Here is a 22763-nt window from a genome sequence, read left to right as displayed (position 1 = left end):
CTAATGCTGGGATGTACTTCCATGAGCGACCACACGTTCCTGGATGCTGTCGCCGACCGGCTTGCCGCGTTGCCCGCCGTCGAGGCGGTGACGCTCGGCGGGTCCCGCGCGGAAGGCACCCACACCCCGGAGAGCGACTGGGACCTGGCCGTCTACTACCGGGGCGCGTTCGATCCGGCGGACCTGCGCGCGGTGGGCTGGGCCGGCGAGGTCTCCGCGCTCGGTGGCTGGGGCGGCGGGGTCTTCAACGGCGGGGCCTGGCTCACCATCGAGGGGCGCCGCGTCGACGTGCACTACCGCGATCTCGACGTGGTCGACCACGAGCTGGCCGAGGCGCGGCAGGGCCGGTTCCACTGGGAGCCGCTGATGTTCCATCTCGCCGGCATCCCGAGCTACCTGCTGGTCGCCGAGCTCGCCGTCAACCAGGTGCTACGCGGCACGCTGCCGCGCCCGGAGTTCCCGGCGGCGCTGCGTTTGGCGGCTCCGCCGGTGTGGCGGCAGCGGGCCGCCATGACGCTCGGGTACGCCCGAGGCTCCTACGCGCCGCGGGGCCAGGCCGCCGAGGTCGCCGGCACCCTGGTCACCGCCGCGATGCAGACCGGTCACGCCGTTCTCGCCGCTCGCGGCGCGTGGGTCACCAACGAGAAGCGGCTGCTGGACCGGGCGGGCCTACGCGCCCTCGACACGATCGTGGCCGGGCTCCGACCGGAGCCGGCGGTGCTGACCAGTGCGGTGGCGGCCGCGGAGGCCCTGTTCGCCGCCGAACCGGGTTGTCGTTCAAGGTCGTGACGGGCATCCTCGATGCCGTGCAATGGACTGACGACCTGACTGTGCGTCTCGCTCGCGGAACATCGACGTTCGCTCTGGTCTCGTACCTGCGCGCGGCGGACAAGTCTGGGACGCCCCGGCGCGAGGTCCTTGCCGTCCTGACCGAGCGGTTCGCCCTGCCGTTCGACGACGCCCGGCTCGCACTGGACCGGGTCGCCGGCGGAGTCGTACGTGCCGCGACCGGCAACCCCGCCAACGAGCCGGACCCGGCGAAGGACCCGCTGGCGTGGACGTCGTACCGGATCGAGCTCGGGTTGCCCATCGAGGACGACGCGGTTGAACCATCGGCGGAGGAGCGGGCGTCCGCGGAGGCGCTCCTGGACCGCGCGAGGCGTGGCGAACCCACGCAGGGCACCGAAGACGTCGCCGTGGCGCTCGAAGTGGCCCGCTTGGCGGTCGCGTCGCAGGAGCCGGATCAGACGCGCTTCCATCTCCTCCTGGAAGCGGCGACGTCCATCTCGGTCGCGGCCGAAGCCTGCATCGCGCGGTTAGGGCAGCGGCCTTGCGCCCCGGAGGGCTCCCAGGAGTGGGTCGACGGCGTCGCGCTCGCCGCGGCCGCGCGTCAGGTCACCGCGAAGTTCGCCGCCCAGCCCGATCCCGAGCTCGAGGAGCGCGGCCTCGGCCTCGTCGGACGCATCGTCACGCGCCTGCTGGGCCAATGTGCGGCTTTCGTGGGACGAGCGATGATCGAGTCAGCACGCTGCATCCGGCGAAACGGCGATCCGGACCGGGCCGCGAGGTTCGCCGAAGACGTACTGGCCGATTTCGCGCCTCTGCTAGACCAGTTCGAGGAAGACGCGCCGTTAGACGAGGACGTCATCGCCCTCGAACACCTGCTGGCCGCGGCCGAGCTGATCATCGACGTCAGAGGCAGCACAACCGAGCTCGAAGGCCTCCGCGACCGAACCAAGCAGGCACTCGCCCGCGCGGCGACGGAGCCGACTTCCGGCTAAGCAGGCGGGATGGCGGCGTCGACGAGGGTGCGCACAGCGACCTCGATGCTGTGGGGAATGGGCGTGCCGCGCACCGCCGAATAGGACATGGCACCGTCGAAGAGCATCACCAGCTGCTCGCTGAGTTGGTCCGGATCGGTGGCGTCGGCTGCCCGGGCCTCGTCGGCGAAGAATTGCTGCAGGCATTGTTTGTAGGTGAGTCCGACTACGCGCGCCGGATGGGCCGGGTCGCGGATTTCGGCGGTCGTGTTCAGGACCGGGCAGCCCTGGAAGTCCGGATCCTGCGACTTTTCCCTAACTGCCGAGAAAACCGAGACGATGCGTTCCGCCGGTGGTTTGCCGCTGTCGTCCGGTGGGAGCAGATCCTCGAGAAAACACTCGGTTTCCTGTGTGAGGTAGGCCGCGATCAGGTCGTCCTTGGTGCGGAAGCGTTGGTAGAGCGTCCGCTTCGACACGCCGGCGCGCTCCGAGAGGAGGTCGACGCCGGTGGCGTTGATGCCCTGGTGGTTGAAGAGCTGTCGCGCGGTCGCGAGCACGCGGTCTCGTACCTCGTCCGGCTGGCGCGGGTCTGCCATGCCGGCAAGCTTAGCTCCCCGGGTTGCGTCCGCAAAACAGGTCGGTGTACCTTCATGCCGATTTAGGAAACAGGTCTGTTTCCTGGGAATAGAACTACGCTTTCCGGGGGTATCGCATGCGCATTCTCTTTACGTCCGTTCCGGTATTCGGGCACGTTTTGCCACTGTTGCCGATGGCCCGTGCCATGAAACGGCGCGGGCACGGGGTCGCCTTTCTCGGACCGCGATCGCTCGCACCGGCTCTCGCACCCGAAGCCATCGAGTTCCTGGCTGCTGGCGAAGAGATTCCGCCGATGATCGGCGAGCTCATCCGGCGCACCGGCGTGGACCCGCTGGCCGGGGCGATCCCACCGCAGGTCGAGGTCGAGTTCATGGCCGGCGTGCGGATCCGCCAGTCGGGCGTCCAGCTCGGCGACTATGACATCACCGCCTACGCGCGCGCGTTCGGCGCGCACGGCTACCGCCTGGACGGCCCGGCGCAGTTCGCGTCCACACTGGAGCGCGCCCTCGCCGAGAACGGAGTGTCCATCATCGACGCACCCGTCGACTACAGCCACAGCACGGACATCGCGGCCCAGCTGCACGAGGAAGTGCTGATCTGACCATGGCCGCGGACGCGTACGACCGGTTCCGAGCGTGGGCACGAGCGACTCTGCACCACCGGACAGGCACCAACGAGATCTACCAGACCTCGACGATGGGTGCGCTACTCGACGGCCTCTACGACGGCGACGTCACGATCGCCGAGCTGCTTTCGCACGGCGACTTCGGCCTCGGCACCTTCAACCGGCTCGACGGCGAGATGGTGATCCTCGACGGCAGATGCCACCATCTCCGCGCCGACGGCAGCGCGCGCATCGCCGCGCCGGACGACCGGACTCCGTTCGCGGCGGTGACCTGGTTCCGGCCCTCGACCACGTTGCGGGTCGACGCCCCGATCAAGCGCGCGGATCTGCTCACGCGGATCGACCAGGCCCTGCCCACCACGAACATGACGGCGGCGGTACGAATCCACGGCCACTTCCGGAGCGTCGAGACCAGAACCGTGATGGCGCAGAAGCAGCCGTACCCACCGTTGACCAAGGCCACCGCCGGCCAGGCCGTCACCACGTTCGACGAACGCGACGGCGACCTGGCCGGCTTCCGCACCCCCGAGTACGAACAGGGCATCTCCGTTGCCGGCTACCACCTGCATTTCCTCACCGACGACCACCAGCACGGCGGGCACAGCCTCGACTTCGAGCTGACCGACGGCGAGGTGCGCGTCTGCACGGAGTCGCAACTGCACCTGAGCCTGCCTCGAACGCCGGAGTTCGCGCGGGCCAACCTCTCAGGGGCCGATATCGGCAAGCAGATCCGCCAGAGCGAGGGCGGCTAGCGGGCGCCGTAGAGGACGCTCGGGTCCAGCGCCAGGGCGGCCTTCAACTGCGAGGCGCCCTCGCCGACCACTACCTCCAGGGCATCCGCCTCGATGCCGGCGAACGCCTCGCGCGCCACCTGCGCGGGCGGCACCTTCTCGTCGCTACGGTGCGCGACCATGTCGGTGTCGGTCCAGCCGACGTGCAGGCTCGTGACGCCGACACCGTGCGCTACCAGCTCCAGGCGCAAGGCGTTCGTCATCATCCACGAGGCCGCTTTTGTCGCCGAGTACGACGAGTAGTCCGGCACCACGGCCCACGACAGCCCTGAGTTGATGGTCAGCAGGTGGCCGTTGTTGGCGGCGAGGATCGGCGCGAACGCCCGCGAGACCTGCAGCGGCCCGAAGTAGTTGACCTCCATCTCCCGACGGATCTTGTCGAGCTCGTCGACCAGGATCTCCCCGCCGAGATGCACGCCCGCGTTGTTGATCAGGATGTCGACGTCGGTGAGGCGCTCGGCCGCTGCGGTGATCGACGCCGGGTCGGTGATATCCAGCGCCACCGGCACGGCGTCCGGGTTGGTGACCGCCTCCGGATTCCGCGCGGCGGCATAGACCTTGCGCGCCCCGCGCGCCAACGCCTCCGCGACCAGCGACTTCCCGATACCCCGATTGCCGCCGGTGACCAGCACCGTCGCGTCCTCGATCCGCATAACACTGCCCCTCTCCTTGGTAAACAGACCTGTTTCCGACAACAGTAAACAGATCTGTTTACCCGCCGCAACGGGCTGGCCCGTGACGGCGGTCACCCAGGCGTGGACCACGGCGTGCGGCCTCGGCGGGGCACCGGCCACCTCATCGCCGTATCCGCTTCTGTCGATGAGAATGCACGGCGTCTTACCGTTCGTGAGTGACTGAGGGCGACTTTGACGCGCGATTCGCCGGTTTCATTGCGAACCTGGACGAGGCCGCTGCGCTCCTTCGAGAGCACGCCCAGGGGCATTGGGCTGGGGACCTGCGGCACCTCATCTGGACCGGCGCGACTGATCTCCGCCACGAGTTGTCGGCGGAACGATGACGGACATCCGCACCTGCCACGACTCGTATGACGTCGTCAGGGTGTCGGACCACCTTGAGGGTCGAGCGCGCTTCGCGCCGCTATCCACTGGTCGTGGAACGCGCGGCCGTTGATCGGCGTCAGATGCGGCTCGGCGTCCGGGCCAAAGGCCGACTCGGGCACGACGCCGTACACCCGTTCGTAGGCGCTGACCGCGTGGGCGCCGCCGGTGTCCCTTGCCTCGATCACCGCAGCGGACTCGGCCGCAGCCGTGTAGCGTCCGTCCGGTCCCATCTCGACGTGCCGACTGCACCAGCCGTCCGGTCCGATCTCGTCCCACGCGCTCACGCCGTCGAGTTGCCAGCACACATACCGGTACGCCACACCGACCAACACCTGCCAACGATCGCCGATGGGCTCGGCGTCCCACCGGGCGATGCAGGTGTAGTCCTCGGCCCAGGCGACGCCGGTACCCCAGCGTTCGATGTCGGCCAACGTGTCGTCCTCCTGCTCGACGTCCTGATCGACCAGCAGGTCGTCGTTGAACAGCCGCAACACGTCCGGCTCATGCCGCTCGATCCGGTACACCACGGTCGGAGCTTATGCCGGGCCTGGCCCAAGACTCGGTCGTCGCGGTCCGTTTCGAGGGCGAGGCGTGGCACGAGCCGAGCCGCACGTACGCGGCTTGCCCAGAACCTGACGAGTGTCTGAATCACCACGACCGCCACCGGGAAAGTGAACCGGGTCAGACAGCGTCAACGCCGGCGGTCCGGGCGGGGTCCGGGGGCAGAGCCCCACGGCGTGGGGTCTGGGGCTCGGGCCCCAGGCAAGGAATAAGCACAATTTCTCGCTCGCGGAGCGATCGATAAATTGTGCCCCCGGCAGGATTCGAACCTGCGCCCCCGCCTCCGGAGGGCGGTGCTCTATCCCCTGAGCTACGGGGGCTCAGCGACCGAGAAAGAGTACCAGGGATCCGACCCTGGGGTGTAAAGGCACCCGGGAGGTGCCGGTGGCGGGGGTCCGAGCTGCGGTTGAAGCTGTCCCTTCAGTGGATGCGCCGGGTGTCAGCCGCCGAGAAGCATGTGTCGACCGGGAGGGACGTTCGGAGGCTGGAGGATCATGCGTTGGCGGCCTGCGCTGGCACTTGCCGCTTCGGCGGTGGGTGTTGCCCTGCTCTCTGGAGCCGGGCCCGCCTGGGCTGATCAACCCGCCTCGGCCGGGCGTTCGCAGCCGGGTGTGGCCCTGTCGCCGGCCAGCCCGCCGTCACCGCCGGCCAGCCCAGAACAGGCGAGCCCGCCGCCGAGCACGGGCACGGGCACAGCCACGGACCCGCCGGGCACCGGCACGAACCCGCCCGGCCCGCCACCACCCGATGCCGACTCGACCCCGGCTGACGATCTCCGGCTGGACAAGACGCCCGTGCCGCCGCCTCCTCCGCCGGTCGGGCTCCGCTCGGGGCAGCGGAACGTGCGGCAAGGGCTCGCGGGTGGCGTCGTCGAGGCGGTCCTGCGGGTCGCCACCGACAGTGCGGTCCGCGTGGTCGATCGTAAGGACGACGTCCTGCCGACCGGCACCGCCGTCGTGTCCGCCACCGGCCCCTCGGTGCCGGGCACCGGAGGCGGTGGCGACGACGGCACCGATCCCAAGGCGACCGGCATGGCGGTCGGTATCGTCCTGCTCGTCGGCGTCGGGCTGATGGCCGCCGGTGTTGCCCTGGTCGGCCTACGCAACCGTCGCGACATGGCGGACCACAGCCACTAGGTCCGTTCGCAGCTCGGCATCGGGTGCAGCACGACCCGGCCCGGGACCCGGCGGGGTAGCTGCCACGTCGCCCACGTGCCGTCCACGATGGCGTGTGCCGTGCGGTCCGGGCTCAGCCGGCCCAGGAAGTCGCGCGGGAGCGCCGCCGACGGGCCGCCTGGCGCGATCATGAAGCCGATCCGGGCGCGGCCCACCGGGCCCGAGACCGCCGACACGACGTCGGCGGCGGGTGTCACGCCGCACAGCCGTGCTCGGCCGATCCAGTGCAGTTCACCCCGGTGGGTGGCCGCCGTTCGGGCGATCAGGGGGTACGCCGTGGTCATCCAGCGACCCACCGCCCCCGCGCACATCGGGCAGGCCCGCTGGGCCGGGTCGCGGGCGATCGCGCCCCACGCGGTCAGCAATCGCGTGACGCGTGCGGCGGTCAGCTTGATCCCCAACCGGCCCAGCGCCAGGGCCGCGACCGCCCGCCGGGTCCACAGGTCGCCCGGCAGGTCCAGGTCGGTGGGTGCGCACCCGCGGATGGCGTCGATCAGGGCGCTTTCCTGCGTACGGGTGAGCGTGCGGGAGTCCGCGCGTGGCCCGGCGGCCAACGCACCGTCGCCGCCGATGCGTTCTCGGCGGCACCAGCTCAGCGCCGACGCGCGCGGGTCGAGAAGTGCCCCCATGACAGGTCAACGACCGTCATGGGGGCTAGGTAGCGCAATGTAACCAAGAAACTACGCTAAGCACCGATCTTGGCGAGGATCTGCTGGATGAACTCGAGTTCCGCGCGCTGGTTGTTGGCCATCGACTGCGCCAGCCAGACCACGTCGGTCTCGTTGGTCTCGGCCAGCACGCCCTCGACCATGTGAATGCCGCCCAGGTGGTGCTGCTGCATCAGCCGCAGGAACAACAGGTCGAAGTCATGGCCGGTCGCGTTGCGCAGCTTGGTCATGTCGGCGGCGCTGGCCATGCCGGGCATGAGGCCGTCGTGCACCAGGCTTGCGCCGTCGGTCATCCAGCTCATCTGCGGCTGGCGCCCGGTCGGGCCGAGGTGCCAGTCGCGCAGCCAGGTCTGCATCATGCCGATCTGGGCCTGCTGCGCCTGGGCGATCTCGCCGGCCAGCAGGCGCAGGTCGGGCTGGGTGCTCTTGTCGAGCGCCAGCATCGACATCTCGACCGCCTGGGCGTGGTGCGAGGACATGTCGCGGGCGAACCCAGCCTCGACCGAGTCTTCGCCGGGGTGGTTACGCGACGACGCGAACCACCCCGCTCCGAAGGCGGCGATCACCACGAGCACGGCCGCGACGACGGCGGACGTGAGCAACAAAGCCCTTCGGCGCGGCGGTGCCGCGACGGACGAGTCAGACACCGCGGTGTCGTCATAGGTCGTGCTCATGGATCACTGTCCCTGCGGCTGCTGGAGCTCCCGGGGGGTCGTCCCGGTAGCGGTCACGCCGCCCGAGCAGCCGACGCCAGGTTCGAGGGTGGCGTTGAGCCGCAGCGCGCGGATGAACTCGTCGACCCGGTCGTCGCTGGCGTTGTCGACCTTGAGCTGGTAGCCCCAGGCCTGCAGCGAGATCGGCTTGTCGAGCCCCGGGAAGGGGCTCATCATGGTGAACTCCTGACCCCGCACCTTGGACGCGAGCGCGTCGACCTGGTCCTTGGGCAGGTCGGGGCGGTAGGTCACCCAGACGGCGCCGTGCTCGAGGCTGTGCACCGCGTTCTCGTTGGCGATCTGCGCGTCGTAGACGTCGCCCATGCAGTTCTGCCAGCTCACGTTGTGGTCGCCGGCGACCGGAGGCGTCTGCGGGTATTGGATCGAGCCGCTCTTGTGCGAGCGGGTGTCGACCAGTTTGGGGTCGGACTTGCGGAAGTCACTGATCCCCGAGATGCCCTCGGCCTTTTCCTTCCAGTCCTTCGGACCGACCGAGACGGCGTAGATGCCGTACCCGATGATTGCGGCGGCGATGACGCCGACGGCGCTGAACAGCGCGATCGGGCCCCAGCTCCGGCCCTGGCTGACCTTGACCGGTGTGATCGGCTTGCGCGACTTGCCTCCGCCGCCCGGCCGGGTGCCCTTGCCTCCGCCGCCTCCCGAAGGGCGGGCGCCGCGTGCGGCTGGGGGTCGGCCCGCGCCGGCCGTGGCCTTCTTGGCGGCGGGCGGCGCTGTCTGACGGCTCGAGTCGCCGGCCGGAGTGCTGATGCTCATGGTGCCTCGTCAGTTCGGTCGGTGATGGGGGGATGCATCATCGGGCGCGCAGGGTCGCCACCGAGTGACAGAGTCTACCCCCGCTAGCATGGATCAGTGACTCCCGCCAAGCTCGCCGAGGTCGTGCTCGCCGCCGCCCACGCCGTCTTCACCGGCCGTGGCCTTGATCTGTCCGCCCTGCCCGAGAGCACGACGGTCGAGCGACCCCGCAACCCCGAGCACGGCGACTACGCCTCCACGCTGGCACTTCAGCTCGCCAAGAAGACCGGCGTGCCGCCGCGCGAGCTCGCGTCGGCGATCGCCGAGCAGCTCGGCCGGGCGTCAGGCATCAAATCGGTGGAGATCGCGGGGCCCGGCTTCCTCAACATCCGGCTCGACGCCGCCGCCGCCGGCCAGCTCGCGCGTGTGGTGGTCGAGGCGGGAGAGGCGTACGGGCACAGTGACCGGTTCGCGGGTCAGAAGATCAACCTCGAGTTCGTCTCCGCCAACCCGACCGGCCCCGTCCACATCGGCGGCGTCCGCTGGGCCGCCGTCGGCGACGCGCTGAGCCGGCTGCTGCGGGCCGCCGGTGCCGACGTGACCACCGAGTACTACTTCAACGACGCCGGCTCGCAGATCGACCGGTTCGCCCGGTCGCTGCGCGCGGCGGCCAACGACGAGCCGGCGCCCGAGGACGGCTACCGCGGCGCCTACATCGGCGAGATCGCCAACACGGTCGTCAAGGAGCACCCGGACGCGCTCACGGCCCCCGAGCAGGAGAGCCTGGAGATCTTCCGGGTGGCCGGCGTCAACATCATGTTCGACGAGATCAAGTCGTCGCTCGTCGACTTCGGTGTGCGCTTCGACGTCTACTTCAACGAGAAGCAGCTCCACGACGAGGGCGAGCTCGAGCTGGCGCTGACCCGGTTGCGCGCCGAGGGCCACATCTTCGACGCCGACGGCGCCGTCTGGCTGCGCACCACCGACTTCGGCGACGACAAGGACCGGGTGCTGCGCAAGTCCGACGGCGACTGGACCTACTTCGCCGGCGACTGCGCCTACTACCTCGACAAGCGCCAGCGCGGTTTCGACCGCGCCGTGATCATGCTCGGCGCCGACCACCACGGCTACATCGGCCGGATGCGGGCGATGTCGGCGTGCTTCGGCGACGACCCCGACCGCAACCTCGAGATCCTGATCGGGCAGCTCGTCAACCTCGTGGAAAACGGCGAGGCGCTGCGGATGTCCAAGCGGGCCGGCACCACGCTGACGCTGGAAGACCTGGTCGACAAGATCGGTGTCGACGCCGCCCGCTACGCGCTGGCGCGCTACTCGATCGACTCGCCGATCGACATCGACGTCGACCTGTGGACCCGGTCCACCCGGGACAACCCGGTCTACTACGTGCAATACGTGGCCGCGCGTACGGCCAGCGTCGGCCGCAACGCCGCCGAGGTCGGACTGACCCGGGGCGCCGGCGCGGAGTTCCACCCCGAGCTGCTCGACCACGAGAAGGAGCTCGACCTGCTCAAGTCGCTCGGCGACTACCCCGCCGCGGTCACCGCCGCGGCCGAGCTGCGCGAGCCCCACCGGGTGGCGCGCTACCTGGAAGACCTGTCCGGTGCCTACCACCGGTTCTACGACAACTGCCGCATCCTGCCCCGGGGCGACGAGGAGATCACCGACACGCACCGCGCGCGCCTGTGGCTCAACGACGCCACCCGCACCGTGATCGCCAACGGGTTGCGGCTGCTCGGCGTCACCGCACCTGAACGGATGTAACAAGGAACATGAGGGCGCACGAAGCTGGCGCGCTGCACGGGGAGCTCGGCAATCGGGGTCCCGCCTGGCTGCGTACTCCGGACGACGTCAACGCCTTGGTGCCGCAGCTGTGGCCGAAGGGCGTGACCCGGGACACCGACGGCGCGCTGACGGTGGCGGGGCTCAAGATCGACGACATCCGCCAGGAGTACGGCACACCTGCGTACATCCTCGACGAGGACGACCTGCGGGCCCGCGCCCGCGACTTCAAGAAGGCGTTCGCGGGGCACGACGTCTACTACGCCGGCAAGGCGTTCCTCTGCCGGGCCGTGGTGCGGGCGATCGACGAAGAGGGCCTGTTCCTCGACGTCTGCAGCGGCGGCGAGCTCGCCACGGCGCTGTCGGCCGGCATGCCGCCCGAGCGGATCGGCTTCCACGGCAACAACAAGTCGGTGTCCGAGCTGACGCGGGCCGTCGACGCCGGCGTCGGCCGGATCATCGTCGACTCGTTCGACGAGATCGACCGGCTCACCGAGCTCGCCCGCGAGCGCGACGTCAAACAGCCCGTCCTCGTACGGGTGACCGTCGGCGTCGAGGCGCACACCCACGAGTTCATCGCCACCGCGCACGAGGACCAGAAGTTCGGCTTCTCGGTCGGCGGGGGAGCGGCGTTCAAGGCGGTCTGCAAGATCCTCGACGACGACGTGCTCGACCTGCGCGGGCTGCACTCGCACATCGGCTCGCAGATCTTCGACGCGAGCGGGTTCGAGGTCGCCGCCCGGCGGGTACTGGGCCTGCAGGCCCAGATCCGGGACGCGCGCGGTGTCGAGCTGCCCGAGATCGACCTCGGCGGCGGGTTCGGCATCGCGTACACGACCCAGGACGATCCCTCGGCCCCGGCCGACCTGGCCGAGCGGATGCTCAAGATCGTTGACGACGAGTGCGAGGCCCGCGGCCTGGCCGTGCCGAAGCTGTCCGTCGAGCCCGGCCGGGCCATCGTGGGCCCCGCGATGTTCACGTTGTACGAGGTCGGCACCGTCAAGGACGTCGACGGCCTGCGCACCTACGTCAGCGTCGACGGCGGGATGAGCGACAACATCCGGACGGCGCTGTACGACGCGTCCTACTCGGCGACGGTGGCCGGGCGCGCGTCGACCGCCGACCCGATCCTTGCCCGGGTGGTGGGAAAACATTGTGAGTCCGGGGACATCGTAGTTAAGGATGAATTCCTGCCCGCTGACGTGCAGCCCGGAGATCTTCTCGCCGTGCCCGGCACCGGTGCCTACTGCCGGAGCATGGCGAGCAACTACAACCACGTGCCCCGGCCACCGGTGGTCGCCGTCCGCGGCGGGCAGGCACGGGTGATCGTCCGGCGGGAGACCGAAGACGACCTCCTGGCATTGGATGTGGGATGAGTAGAAGCGTGCGCCTGGCCCTGCTCGGCTGTGGCACCGTCGGCACCGAGGTCGTCCGCCTGCTGCACGAGCAGGCCGCCGACCTGACCGCGCGGGTCGGCGCACCGCTGGAGATCGTCGGCATCGCCGTGCGGCGGCCGGGGCGTGACCGCGGCGACCTGCCGGTCGACCCCGCGCTGTTCACCACCGACGCGCTCGGCCTGGTCAAGCGCGAAGACGTCGACGTGGTGGTCGAGGTGGTCGGCGGCATCGAGCCGGCCCGCACCTGGCTGGTCGAGGCCCTGCGCGCCGGCAAGAGCGTGGTCACCGCCAACAAGGCCCTGCTCGCCGAAGACGGCGGCACCCTGCACGACGCGGCCACCGAGGGCGGGGCCGACCTCTACTACGAGGCGTCCGTCGCGGGCGCCATCCCGTTGCTGCGCCCGCTGCGCGAGTCGCTGCAGGGCGACACGATCAACCGGGTCACCGGCATCGTCAACGGCACCACCAACTTCATCCTCTCCGCCATGGACGCCACCGGCGCCGGCTTCGAGGAGGCGCTGGAAGAGGCGACCGCGCTGGGCTACGCCGAGGCCGACCCGACCGCCGACGTCGAGGGCTTCGACGCCGCGGCCAAGGCCTCGATCCTCGCGTCGCTGGCGTTCCACACCCGGGTCGGCGCGGCCGACGTCTACCGGGAGGGGATCACCGCGGTCTCGGCCCGCGACGTGGCCAGCGCCAAGCAGATGGGCTGCACGATCAAGCTGCTCTGCATCGCCACCCGGGCCGTCGACAGCACCGGGCAGGCCTCGGTCGCCGTGCGGGTGCACCCGGCGATGATCCCGACCAGCCACCCGCTGGCCAGCGTCGGCGACGCCTTCAACGCGGTGTTCGTCGAGGCCGAGGCGGCCGGCCAGCTGATGTTCTACGGCCGGGGCGCGGGCGGTGCGCCGACCGCCAGCGCGGTGCTGGGCGACATCGTCGCCGTGGCCCGCAACCACCTCGCGGGCACGCGCGCGGCCAGCGAGTCGTCGTACGCCGACCTGCGGATCCGCCCGATGGGCGAGGCCGTCACTCGCTACCACGTGAGCCTCGACGTGGCCGACCGCGCCGGCGTGCTGGCCGCCGTGGCCGGCGTCTTCGCCAAGCACGACGTCTCGATCGCCACGGTGCGCCAGTCCGGCCGGGGCGACGACGCAGTCTTGGTGATCGTCACCCACGGCGCCCCCGACGCGGCGCTGGCGGCGACCGTCGAAGAGCTCCGCGAGCTCGAGTTCGTCCGGGCGATCGCCAGCGTCCTCCGCGTCGAGGGCAGCGTCTAAGCCGCGGGCCTAGGACTCCACGAGCAGGCGGGCGTAGTTCGCCATCGAGCGCTGGTAGCGCGGCAGGTGCGGGGCGAGTGCCGCCACCGCGATCGAGACGGCCTCCCGCTCGCGTCCGACGTCCGTCAGAGCGAGCGCCAGCGTCGCGGCGATCGCGTCGTCCAGCTCGTCGTGGCCGGCCGCCCGCTCCGCCGTCAGCAGCTCCACGCTCTCGTGCGCCCGACCGATGTTGCGCAGCGAGCTCGACATCTGGATGACGGCCCGCCGCCGCCGGATCCCGGTCAACCCGATCTCCAACGCCTCCCGGTAGAGCGGGACGGCCAGGTCGGAGTGCCCGGTCGAGTCCCACGCGCAGGCCCGCTCGAACGCCGCGACCGCGCTCCCGGCCGGCAGCTCGTCGGCGAGCTCACCGATCAGGCGCACGAAGTCGTCCTCGGTGTAGCTGTCGATCGCGGCCCACGCCTCGGCCACCCGCTGCTCCCAGCCGGCACTGATCTCGGTCATCGCTGCTCCATCTCGTCGTGCGGTTGTGCGCGCCCATCCTGGGAGGCGCGCTAGCCTCGGCACCAGTGATTCGGCGACCGCCGAATCACCAAAGGGGGCAACCATCGCGGTCACCCTGCGGTTCAGCGCCGCCGACCTGCTGCGCTGCCGCTTCGCGATCTCGCCGGCGTTCGAGACGCTGTCGGCGATCCGGCTGACCCTGCCCGAGGAGTCGCCCGGGCAGCACCGGCCCTGGCTGGCGGCGGTCGCCGACCGGGTCGCCGGCCTCGACCTGCGGCCGATCACCGTGCTGCAACCTCGGCGTGGCTACACCCCGGACTTCCTGGCGCCGCCGCCGACCGGAGCGTCCCTCAGCTTCGACGACGAGCTCGCCCGCATCGCGGCCACTCCGCCTGAGCGGGTCGCCGCCGAGATCGCCCGTTCGCTGCACGACACGCCGGGCGCGGCCGACAGCGACGTCGGACGACTGCTGAGCGGGAACCCGGTCGACCTCCTCGTCGGGTTGATCCGCACCGCGTGGCAGGAGCTGGTCGAGCCGTTCTGGCCCCGCGTGCGGGCGCTGCTCGACGCCGACGTCGGCTTCCAGACCCGGCGCCTGGCCGAGGGTGGTCTGGACCGGCTCTTCGCGGAGCTGCATCCGGCGCTGCGCTGGCACGACAACACCCTGATCCGGGCGCGCGGCGACGACGACCATCGCGACCTGGCCGGCGCGGGCCTCGTGCTGCAGCCGAGCGTCTTCAAGTGGGACCAGGTGATCGTCGTGCTCGACGAGCCGTGGCAGCCCACGGTGATCTACCCGGCCCGGGGCACCGGCGGCCTGTGGGAGACGCGGCCCGGCACGACCGACGCCGCGCTGGGGCGGCTCATCGGGCGTACCCGGGCCGCGCTCCTGATCGGTTTGACCGAGCCCGCGGCCACGACCACGCTCGCCCATCGGCACGCGTTGGCCCCGGCCACGGTCTCCGAGCATCTGACGGTGCTGCGCGACGCCGGGTTCGTCACGGGGGAGCGCCACCGGCACGAGATCCGCTACCGCCGCACGGCGCTGGGCACCGCTGCGGTCGACGTCCCGAGCGGTGGAAACAGCCGGTAGCCCTGACAAAGATCACTTAGCGTGTGCCTACGCTAGCCGCAACAGCTGCGACGAGGAGAGCGCCATGTGGCGGGGACTGATCGACGCCTACCGGGACCGCCTGCCGGTCACCGACGCCACCCCGATTGTCACGTTGCACGAGGGCAACACGCCGCTGCTGCCGGCGCCGGTGCTCTCCGCCCGGCTCGGCGCCGAGGTCTACCTGAAGGTCGAGGGGGCCAACCCGACCGGCTCCTTCAAGGACCGCGGCATGACGGTGGCGGTGTCCAAGGCGGTCGAGGCCGGCAACAAGGCGATCATCTGTGCCTCCACGGGCAACACCAGCGCTTCCGCGGCCGCGTACGCCGCCCGGGCCGGCATCACCTGTGCGGTGCTCGTGCCGCAGGGCAAGATCGCGCTGGGCAAGCTGGCCCAGGCGCTGGTGCACGGCGCCCGGCTGCTCCAGGTCGCCGGCAACTTCGACGACTGCCTCGGGCTCGCCTCGAAGCTCGCGATCGACTACCCGGTCGCGCTGGTCAACTCGGTCAACCCCGACCGCCTGCACGGGCAGAAGACGGCCGCGTTCGAGGTGGTCGAGGCCCTCGGCGACGCGCCCGACATCCACTGCCTGCCGGTCGGCAACGCCGGCAACATCTCCGCCTACTGGATGGGCTACCAGGAGGACGCGGCGGCCGGGCGGGCCACGCGTACGCCCAAGATGTTCGGTTTCCAGGCCTCGGGCGCCGCTCCGATCGTGACCGGCAGCGTGGTCCGCGAGCCGTCGACGATCGCCACCGCGATCCGCATCGGCAACCCGGCGAGCTGGACCAAGGCCGTCGACGCCCGTGACGCCTCCGGCGGGCTGATCAACGCCGTGACCGACCGCGAGATCCTGGCCGCCTACCGGTTGCTGGCCCGCGAGATCGGCGTCTTCGTCGAGCTCGGCAGCGCGGCCAGCGTCGCCGGCCTGCTGCAGAGCGCCGAGGCCGGGCTGATCCCGCGCGGCTCGACCGTGGTCTGCACGGTCACCGGGCACGGCCTCAAAGACCCTGAATGGGCCATTTCCACCGCACCTTCCCCCACTACCATCCGTAACGACGTGTTGGTGGCAGCACGGGCATTGGACCTCGCGTAGGCGTCGTTCCCGCGCACCCCGCGCGGAAGGGTGACAACCGGCTACGCCAAAATCTTCCGCATGTCGCTACTCGCCCGGCTCAGTCTTGCCAACCGGGGCCTCGTCGCGCTGATCGCGGTGGTCATCACCCTGTTCGGCGTCTTCACCCTGCCCCAGCTCAAGCAACAGCTCCTGCCCTCGCTGGAGTTCCCGGGCGCGTTCATCATCGCCACCTACCCGGGTGCGTCGCCGGAGGTGGTCGAGCAGCAGGTCACCGAGCCGCTGGAGAACAGCATCCAGGGCATCGACGGGCTATCGAAGGTCAACTCGTCGAGCCGTGAGGGTTCGGCGACCGTCCAGGTCGAGTACGAGTTCGGCACCGACCTCGACAACGCCGTCAACCAGATGCAGACGGCGATCAACCGGATCCGCCCGCAGCTGCCCGACAACGTCGACCCGACGGTGTTCGCCGGCAGCACCGACGACCTGCCGGTGCTCGTGCTGGCCGCGACCGTCCGCGACGACGAGCGCGCGCTGGCCGACCGGCTGCGCACCCAGGTGGTGCCGGAGCTCGAAGGCGTCGACGGCGTCCGCACCGTGAACATCTCCGGTGCCCGCGAGCAGATCGTCAAGATCACGCCGAACCCGGCGAAGCTGGCCGCGGCCAAGGTGAGCCCGGTCGCGCTCGCCACGGTGCTGCAGGCCAACGGCGTGACGATCCCGGGTGGCTCGATCACCGACGCGGACAAGACGTACGCCGTGCAGACCGGCGGCCAGATCGACTCGCTGGACGCCCTCAAGGACCTGTACCTGCCGGCCACGCCGCCCGCGCGCCCGGCCAAGCTGGGCGACGTCGCCGACGTGGTCGAGGACCTCGCGCCGGCCACCTCGTTCACCCGCACCAACGGCACCGCGAGCCTGGGCATCGAGATCTTCGGGACGCCGGACAGCAACGCGGTGGAGGTCTCCCACGGGGTCCGCGACCAGCTCGGCGACCTCGGCACGGCGGTCAACTCCGAGCTGACCGTGGTCTTCGACCAGGCGCCGTTCGTCGAGAAGTCGATCGACAGCCTGACCACCGAGGGCCTGCTCGGCCTGGTGATGGCCGTGATCGTGATCCTGGTCTTCCTGCTCTCGGTGCGCTCGACCCTGGTCACCGCGGTCTCGATCCCGCTGTCCGTGCTGGTCGCGCTGATCGTGCTCTACCTCGGCGACTACTCGCTCAACCTGCTCACCCTCGGCGCGCTGACCATCGCGGTGGGCCGGGTGGTCGACGACTCGATCGTCGTCCTGGAGAACATCAAACGACATCTGGCGTACGGCGAGGCCAAGAGCACCGCGATCCTCACCGGCGTGCGTGAGGTGGCCGGCGCGGTGACCGCCTCGACGCTGACCACCGTCGCGGTGTTCGCACCGATCGCCCTGGTCGGCGGCTTCGTCGGGCAGCTCTTCGCGCCGTTCGCGATCACCGTCACGGTCGCGCTGCTGGCCTCGCTGCTCGTCTCGCTGACCGTGATCCCGGTGCTGGCGTACTGGTTCCTCCGCCCGGCCGGTGCCGGCGCCGACGACGAGCGCGTCCGTGCCGCGGCCGAGGCCAAGGAGCGCGACAACCCGCTGCAGAAGGCGTACGTGCCGGTGATCCGGTTCGCGACCGTGCGCCGGTGGACCACGGTCGGCATCGGCCTGGTCGTGCTGCTCGGCACGTTCGCCCTCGCCAGCCGGCTGGAGACCAACTTCCTCGACGACAGCGGCGGCAACACCCTGTCGGTGAGCCAGGAGCTGCCGCTCGGCAGTGGGCTGGCCCAGACCGACGCGGCCGCGGGCCAGGTCGAGGCGATCCTGAAGCGCACCGACGGCGTCGAGTCCTACCAGGTCACCGCCGGCGGTTCCGGGTTGCCGTGGGAGGGCGCGGCCGGCGGCCGCACCGCCACCTACTCGCTGACCCTGCGCGACGGCGTCGAGTCCAAGGACGTCGAGGCGAAGCTGCGTGACGAGGTCGGCAAGCTGTCCGACGCCGGCGAGTTCACCTTCGGCAACGGCGGCAGCGCCTCGGCCGACCAGCTCGCCGTCGTGGTCCGCGCGTCCGACCAGGACGCCCTGGCCGCCGCGGCCGAGCAGGTGCGGGCCGCGCTGGCCGGCACGGCCGGCGTGGTCGACGTGCAGAGCAGCCTCGCGGAGAGCTCGACGCGGTTCGACGTCACCCTGAACCGGCAGTCGGCGGCGGCCTTCGGCCTCACGGACGCGTCGGTCGGCCAGCTCGTCGCGGGCGCCATGCGCGGCGCGCCGGTCGGCCAGATCACGGTCGACGGCGAGCGGGTCGACGTGGTGCTGCAGGGCGGCACGGCACCGACCACCGTCGACGAGCTGAAGGCACTGCCGGTCGGCCCGATCCATCGGGGCCGTCCGGTGACGCTGGGCCAGGTGGCCACGGTGCAGTCGGTCGAGGGCCCGGTGACCATCGACCGGATCGACGGCGAGCGCAGCGTCACCGTGACCGGTACGGCGACCGGGTCCAACCTGGGCAAGACGACGGCCGACCTCACGAAGACGCTCGACGGGCTGACGATGTCGGGCGGCGCGACGTGGGAGATCGGCGGCGTCAGCGCCGAGCAGGCCGACGCGTTCCAGCAGCTCCTGCTCGCGGTGCTCGCGGCCATCGCGATCGTCTTCGTCATCATGGTGGCCACCTTCCGCAGCCTGGTGCAGCCGCTGATCCTGCTGGTCTCCGTGCCGTTCGCGGCGACCGGTGCGATCGGCCTGCTGCTGCTGACCGGCACCCCGATGGGCGTGCCGGCCCTGATCGGCATGCTGATGCTGGTCGGCATCGTGGTCACCAACGCGATCGTGCTGATGGACCTGATCAACCAGTACCGCGACCAGGGCATGAACGTGCGCGACGCGGTGATCGAGGGCGGCCGGCGCCGGCTGCGCCCGATCCTGATGACCGCCGTGGCGACGATCTTCGCGCTGCTGCCGATGGCCCTCGGCCTGACCGGCGAGGGCGGCTTCATCTCGCAGCCGCTGGCCGTGGTGGTGATCGGTGGCCTGATCAGCTCCACGCTGCTCACGCTGGTGCTGGTGCCGACGCTGTACACGATGGTCGAGGGCACCAAGGAGCGGATCCGGCTGCGCCGGGCCGGCACCGGCCCGGACCCGTCGTCGAACGGGCACGGGCCGAAGAACTTCGACGACGTGGCGCCCAACCAGGTCGCCACGCCGGCCGGATCGCCCCTGCAGCGCACCGCCGACCCGGACCCGAGCCGGCCGTCGGCCGCGCTCTTCGAGGGCACCGACCAGTTCGAGGTGCTGCGGCTGCCCCGCAACCGGCCCCGCCCGCCCAGCGAGGACTGATCTTCGCGAGCGGACGCACGAGGCTAACGTCTCCTCGTGCGTCCGCTCCTTTCACTCCTGTTCCGCCACCCCGACTTCCGCCGGCTGTTCGTCGCGGAGCTCGTGGTGTTCGGGTCCGACTGGTTCGTCATGGTGCCGCTGCTGGTGCTCCTGCCGGAGCTGACGGGCAGCGGCACCTGGGGCGCCTACGTGCTCGCCGCCGACACGGGGATCACCGCGCTGGTGCTGCCGTACGCCGGCACGATCGCCGACCGGCTGGACCGTAGGAAGGTCATGGTCGCCGCCAACCTGGCGTGCCTGGCCGTCCTGCTGCTCCTGCTGTTCGTGCGCAGCGCCGGCACGGCCTGGCTGGCCATCGCGGTGGTCGCGGGCATGGCGGTGGCCAAGGGCTTCTACTCGCCGGCCGCGTCGGCGGCACTGCCCAATGTGGTCCCACCGGAGCGGCTCGGCCTGGCCACGACGCTGGCGGGCTCGGCCTGGGGCACGATGGCGGTGGTCGGCGCCTCGCTCGGCGGCATCCTGACCGCGGTGCTGAGCCCGTACGCCTGCTTCTGGATCGCCGCCCTCGCGCTGGTCGGCGCCGCGCTGCTGGGCAGCCGGATCCGCGGGCCGCTGCAGGTGCCGCGGGACATGGCGGCGCCGCCCGCGCACGCGTTCGCGGCGATCGGCGAGGCGTTGCGCTACATCGGCGGGCGGCCGACCGTGCGGGCACTGGTCACGGTGAAGTCCGCGGTGGGCCTGGGCAACGGGGTGCTGACCGTGTTCCCGCTGCTGGCCGCCGTCTACGGGGTCGGCCCGATCGGCGCCGGGCTGCTCTTCGCGCTGCGCGGGCTCGGTGCGCTGGTCGGCCCGTTCGCGCTGCGGCCGGTGCTGACCCGCCGGGCGCTGCTGTTGCCGGGGCTGGCGCTGTCGATGTCGACGTACGGGCTCGCGTACCTCGGTGTCTCGGTCCTGACCTGGTTCCCGCTCGTGCTGGTGCTGGTCTTCCTGGCGCACTTCGCGGCCGGCAGCAACTGGACGATGTCCAACTACGCGCTCCAGACCGAGGTGCCGGACCGGCTGCGCGGTCGGGTGTTCGCGACCGACCTGATGCTGGCGACGCTGTCGATCTCGATCAGCCAGCTCGGCGTGGCGGCCGTGGTGGACACCCTCGACGAGCGGGTCATCCTGGCCGGCTGCGGGACGGTGACGCTGCTGTACGCGGTCGGCTGGTGGCTGGCCACCCGACGGCTTTCGCTGGCGAGCGCGCCTGCGGTATCGTAGTGATATCACTTTGATACTGGGGGAGGGGCACCGATGGAAAAGCGCGCATTCCGGCTACCTGGTTTCGCCGCACTGCTTCTGCTGCTCGTGCTGGCCGCCGTGGCGGTCGTGGTCGTCGTCGTGGCGCCCGGGCCGGCCACCATCACCGTGACCAGCGTCCTGGGCGCGGTCGTCGTGATCGGCGCGACCGGCTTCGTCGTGGTCAACCCCAACGACGCCCAGGTCGTGCAGTTCTTCGGCCGCTACGTCGGCTCGGTACGCGACGCCGGGTTCCACTGGGTCTGGCCGTTGACGGAACGCCGCCGGATCACGCTGCGGGTGCGCAACTTCGAGACGCAGAAGCTCAAGGTCTCCGACGCCGACGGCAACCCGGTCGAGATCGGTGCCGTCGTGGTGTGGCGCGTGGTCGACTCGGCCAACGCGGCGTTCGGCGTCGACGACTACGTGCGCTACGTGGCGGTGCAGGCCGAGGCGGCCGTGCGGCACATGGCCACCAGCTATCCCTACGAGGCGCACGAGCAGGGCGCGGTCAGCCTGCGCGACGCGACCGTGGTCAGCGAGCAGCTCACCGCGGAGCTGGCCGAGCGGTTCGCACTGGCCGGCGTCGAGGTGCTGGAGTCGCGGGTGACGCACCTGGCGTACGCGCCGGAGATCGCCCAGGCGATGCTGGCGCGGCAACAGGCGTCGGCCATCGTGGCGGCCCGATTCAAGATCGTGGAAGGTGCGGTCGGCATGGTGTCCAACGCGCTCGAGCGGCTGAGCGAGCAGCACGTGGTCGAGCTCGACGAGGAGCGCAAGGCGCAGATGGTGGCCAACCTGCTGGTGGTGCTCTGCGGCGACCGGGCCGCGACGCCGGTGGTCAACGCCGGCACGCTCTACTGACGGCATGGCCGAGCGCAAGAAGCTGCTGTTGCGGCTCGATCCACAGGTGTACGACGCGTTGGCCCGGTGGGCGGCCGACGATCTGCGGAGCGTCAACGCGCAGATCGAGTACGCGTTGCGCCAGGCGCTGCGTGCGGCCGGTCGCCCGATCCGGCCTTCGGTCGAGGCCGAGCCGGAGTTCCGCTCCGTGGACGATTCCTGACCCGCGATTTCTTGTCGGTGGCTGGCTTTAGAGTGCGGGCATGGGTGTGACCTTCGTCGACGGCCCCGTGAAGGTGCGGGTGCCGGCGACCAGCGCCAATCTCGGTCCCGGCTTCGACGCGCTCGGGCTGGCCCTGGGCCTGCACGACGACGTCGCCGCCTGGGTCACCGACCGCGGCTGGCACGTCGACGTGGCCGGTGAGGGTGCCGGCGAGCTGCCGACCGGGGCCGACCACCTGGTCGCGCGCGCGATGGCGGCGACGTTCGAGCGACTAGGTGGCCAGCCGCCCGGCGTGGCGATCGAGTGCGTCAACCGCATCCCGCAGGCCCGCGGGCTGGGCTCGTCGTCGGCGGCGATCGTGGCGGGCGTTCAGCTCGCGCGGGCGCTGGTCCGCGACGGCACGACGACCCTCGACGACGCGGCGGCGTTGGCGCTGGCCGCCGAGCTGGAGGGCCATCCCGACAACGTCGCGCCGTGCCTGCTCGGCGGCTTCGTCATCGCGTGGTCCGACGAGACGACCGGCGGGTTCCGAGCGGTGCGGTTGGCGCCCGACGCCCGGGTCCGGCCCACGGTGTTCATCCCGACCGATCGCGGGTTGACCGCCGAGGCGCGGGCGGCGTTGCCCGCGTCGGTGCCGCACCACGACGCGGCCTACACCGCCGGGCGGGCGGCGCTGCTGGTGCACGCGCTGACCGCGGCACCCGACCTGCTCTTCCCGGCGACCGCCGACAAGCTCCACCAGGGCTACCGGGCAGCGGGCATGCCGGCGACCGCGGCCCTGGTCGATGAGTTGCGTGGTCGAGGCGTGGCCGCCGTGGTCAGTGGGGCCGGGCCGACCGTGCTGGCGCTGACCAGCCCGCCCGAAGACCCCGATCTGGGAATAGGTTGGCGCCTCGTCGAGTTGGCGATAGACGTAGTCGGCGCCAGGATTGGTTCAGGTAGACTCGGACACGCCGAGCGGGCCCCTGTTGCCGCAGGTCGGAAGAGTTGATTACGCTCTAGACCTAGCACAGCCGCGAAGCGTGCGATCTGCGGGGCGGCGCATCCCCGAAGCTATCGACGGTCGATCCGTCAATTTCCTGCCTCGGCTTACGCCGCACCACCTGAGCCCGCGATGAGTTGGCGTGCGAAACCCCGTGACGCGTCAAGCGAGGCGGGTGCACCGAGGCAGCCCGGCCACCTGATCTACCCAAC

22 protein-coding genes and 1 tRNA gene are annotated in these 22763 nt (G+C 70.9%); 15 read left to right on the top strand and 8 right to left on the bottom strand.

Features of this window, described 5'->3' with window-relative positions:
* Positions 1–21 precede the first annotated feature (21 nt).
* Together CHC05_RS08445 and CHC05_RS08440 are read left to right on the top strand one after the other, a co-directional pair.
* Entirely contained in the window at positions 22–789 is a 768-nt protein-coding gene (locus CHC05_RS08445) for a nucleotidyltransferase domain-containing protein (protein WP_089246508.1), read from the top strand.
* Positions 786–1781, top strand: coding sequence for a hypothetical protein (locus tag CHC05_RS08440; protein WP_089246506.1), 996 nt, complete (start codon positions 786–788; stop codon positions 1779–1781). Before CHC05_RS08445 ends, CHC05_RS08440 begins: the two co-directional genes overlap by 4 nt.
* Here the strand turns inward: CHC05_RS08440 and CHC05_RS08435 are convergent.
* Positions 1778–2356 (bottom strand): TetR/AcrR family transcriptional regulator, encoded by a 579-nt coding sequence (locus CHC05_RS08435; protein WP_089246504.1) that lies wholly within the window; start codon positions 2354–2356, stop codon positions 1778–1780. The genes CHC05_RS08440 and CHC05_RS08435 overlap by 4 nt on opposite strands.
* 293 nt (positions 2357–2649) lie before the next feature.
* Here CHC05_RS08435 and CHC05_RS41345 point away from each other — a divergent pair, with 293 nt between their 5' ends.
* Both CHC05_RS41345 and budA read left to right on the top strand, forming a co-directional pair.
* Positions 2650–2958 carry a thiamine pyrophosphate-dependent enzyme gene (locus CHC05_RS41345; protein WP_089246502.1) on the top strand — a complete coding sequence of 103 codons (309 nt, stop codon included), beginning with the start codon at positions 2650–2652 and terminating at the stop codon, positions 2956–2958.
* 2 nt (positions 2959–2960) lie between these two features.
* A complete protein-coding gene (gene budA / locus CHC05_RS08425; RefSeq protein ID WP_089246500.1) occupies positions 2961–3734 on the top strand; it encodes an acetolactate decarboxylase in 774 nt (257 codons plus the stop codon).
* Here budA and CHC05_RS08420 read toward each other — a convergent pair.
* The 3 genes from CHC05_RS08420 to CHC05_RS08410 form a co-directional block, all read right to left on the bottom strand.
* Positions 3731–4522 carry an SDR family oxidoreductase gene (locus tag CHC05_RS08420; protein ID WP_245870717.1) on the bottom strand — a complete coding sequence of 264 codons (792 nt, stop codon included), beginning with the start codon at positions 4520–4522 and terminating at the stop codon, positions 3731–3733. The genes budA and CHC05_RS08420 overlap by 4 nt on opposite strands.
* A gap of 305 nt (positions 4523–4827) precedes the next feature.
* Positions 4828–5361: a hypothetical protein gene (locus CHC05_RS08415; RefSeq protein WP_089246496.1), complete on the bottom strand. Its 534-nt coding sequence runs from the start codon at positions 5359–5361 to the stop codon at positions 4828–4830.
* Between the two features lie 282 nt (positions 5362–5643).
* A tRNA-Arg gene (locus tag CHC05_RS08410) sits at positions 5644–5715 on the bottom strand.
* Positions 5716–5889: 174 nt separating this feature from the next.
* Between CHC05_RS08410 and CHC05_RS08405 the strand changes: the two genes are divergently transcribed.
* Positions 5890–6531 carry a hypothetical protein gene (locus CHC05_RS08405; protein ID WP_144022522.1) on the top strand — a complete coding sequence of 214 codons (642 nt, stop codon included), beginning with the start codon at positions 5890–5892 and terminating at the stop codon, positions 6529–6531.
* Here CHC05_RS08405 and CHC05_RS08400 read toward each other — a convergent pair.
* From CHC05_RS08400 to CHC05_RS08390, 3 genes are read right to left on the bottom strand one after another with little or no spacing between them, the layout of a single operon-like run.
* Complete coding sequence (locus CHC05_RS08400) at positions 6528–7199, bottom strand: winged helix-turn-helix domain-containing protein (RefSeq protein WP_089246492.1); 672 nt, start codon at positions 7197–7199, stop codon at positions 6528–6530. The genes CHC05_RS08405 and CHC05_RS08400 overlap by 4 nt on opposite strands.
* 56 nt (positions 7200–7255) lie before the next feature.
* Positions 7256–7912 (bottom strand): DUF305 domain-containing protein, encoded by a 657-nt coding sequence (locus CHC05_RS08395; RefSeq protein WP_089246490.1) that lies wholly within the window; start codon positions 7910–7912, stop codon positions 7256–7258.
* A 3-nt stretch (positions 7913–7915) separates the two neighbouring features.
* Positions 7916–8725, bottom strand: coding sequence for a thioredoxin-like domain-containing protein (locus CHC05_RS08390; RefSeq protein ID WP_089246488.1), 810 nt, complete (start codon positions 8723–8725; stop codon positions 7916–7918).
* Positions 8726–8821: 96 nt separating this feature from the next.
* Here CHC05_RS08390 and argS point away from each other — a divergent pair, with 96 nt between their 5' ends.
* The 3 genes from argS to CHC05_RS08375 are packed head-to-tail and all read left to right on the top strand — an operon-like array spanning position 8822 to position 13181.
* The gene (argS, locus tag CHC05_RS08385; RefSeq protein WP_089246486.1) at positions 8822–10486 is read left to right on the top strand and encodes an arginine--tRNA ligase; all 1665 of its coding nucleotides are present in this window, start codon (positions 8822–8824) and stop codon (positions 10484–10486) included.
* Positions 10487–10494: 8 nt separating this feature from the next.
* Positions 10495–11880: a diaminopimelate decarboxylase gene (gene lysA, locus CHC05_RS08380; RefSeq protein WP_089246484.1), complete on the top strand. Its 1386-nt coding sequence runs from the start codon at positions 10495–10497 to the stop codon at positions 11878–11880.
* A complete protein-coding gene (locus CHC05_RS08375; RefSeq protein WP_089246482.1) occupies positions 11877–13181 on the top strand; it encodes a homoserine dehydrogenase in 1305 nt (434 codons plus the stop codon). Before lysA ends, CHC05_RS08375 begins: the two co-directional genes overlap by 4 nt.
* A 9-nt stretch (positions 13182–13190) precedes the next feature.
* Here the strand turns inward: CHC05_RS08375 and CHC05_RS08370 are convergent, their stop codons facing one another.
* The gene (locus tag CHC05_RS08370) at positions 13191–13685 is read right to left on the bottom strand and encodes a tetratricopeptide repeat protein (RefSeq protein WP_089246480.1); all 495 of its coding nucleotides are present in this window, start codon (positions 13683–13685) and stop codon (positions 13191–13193) included.
* Positions 13686–13710: 25 nt separating this feature from the next.
* Between CHC05_RS08370 and CHC05_RS08365 the strand changes: the two genes are divergently transcribed.
* The 7 genes from CHC05_RS08365 to thrB all read left to right on the top strand — a co-directional run bounded on the left by CHC05_RS08365 (position 13711) and on the right by thrB (position 22560).
* A complete protein-coding gene (locus tag CHC05_RS08365; RefSeq protein WP_245870716.1) occupies positions 13711–14778 on the top strand; it encodes an ArsR/SmtB family transcription factor in 1068 nt (355 codons plus the stop codon).
* A 64-nt stretch (positions 14779–14842) separates the two neighbouring features.
* Positions 14843–15892, top strand: coding sequence for a threonine synthase (gene thrC / locus CHC05_RS08360; protein ID WP_089246478.1), 1050 nt, complete (start codon positions 14843–14845; stop codon positions 15890–15892).
* Positions 15893–15952: 60 nt separating this feature from the next.
* The gene (locus CHC05_RS08355; RefSeq protein ID WP_089247453.1) at positions 15953–19222 is read left to right on the top strand and encodes an efflux RND transporter permease subunit; all 3270 of its coding nucleotides are present in this window, start codon (positions 15953–15955) and stop codon (positions 19220–19222) included.
* 36 nt (positions 19223–19258) lie between these two features.
* Complete coding sequence (locus CHC05_RS08350; RefSeq protein ID WP_089246476.1) at positions 19259–20485, top strand: MFS transporter; 1227 nt, start codon at positions 19259–19261, stop codon at positions 20483–20485.
* A gap of 33 nt (positions 20486–20518) precedes the next feature.
* Positions 20519–21367, top strand: a complete 849-nt coding sequence (locus tag CHC05_RS08345; RefSeq protein WP_089246474.1) for an SPFH domain-containing protein — start codon at positions 20519–20521, stop codon at positions 21365–21367.
* 4 nt (positions 21368–21371) lie between these two features.
* Positions 21372–21569, top strand: coding sequence for a type II toxin-antitoxin system antitoxin (locus CHC05_RS08340; RefSeq protein WP_089246472.1), 198 nt, complete (start codon positions 21372–21374; stop codon positions 21567–21569).
* 40 nt (positions 21570–21609) lie between these two features.
* Positions 21610–22560, top strand: coding sequence for a homoserine kinase (gene thrB, locus CHC05_RS08335; RefSeq protein ID WP_089246470.1), 951 nt, complete (start codon positions 21610–21612; stop codon positions 22558–22560).
* Positions 22561–22763: the final 203 nt, after the last annotated feature.

It is taken from the genome of Asanoa hainanensis, assembly GCF_900188485.1.
GTDB lineage: Bacteria > Actinomycetota > Actinomycetes > Mycobacteriales > Micromonosporaceae > Asanoa > Asanoa hainanensis.
The sequence above is the reverse complement of the archived record's forward strand: the minus strand, read 5'-3'. Positions and strand labels throughout refer to the sequence as shown.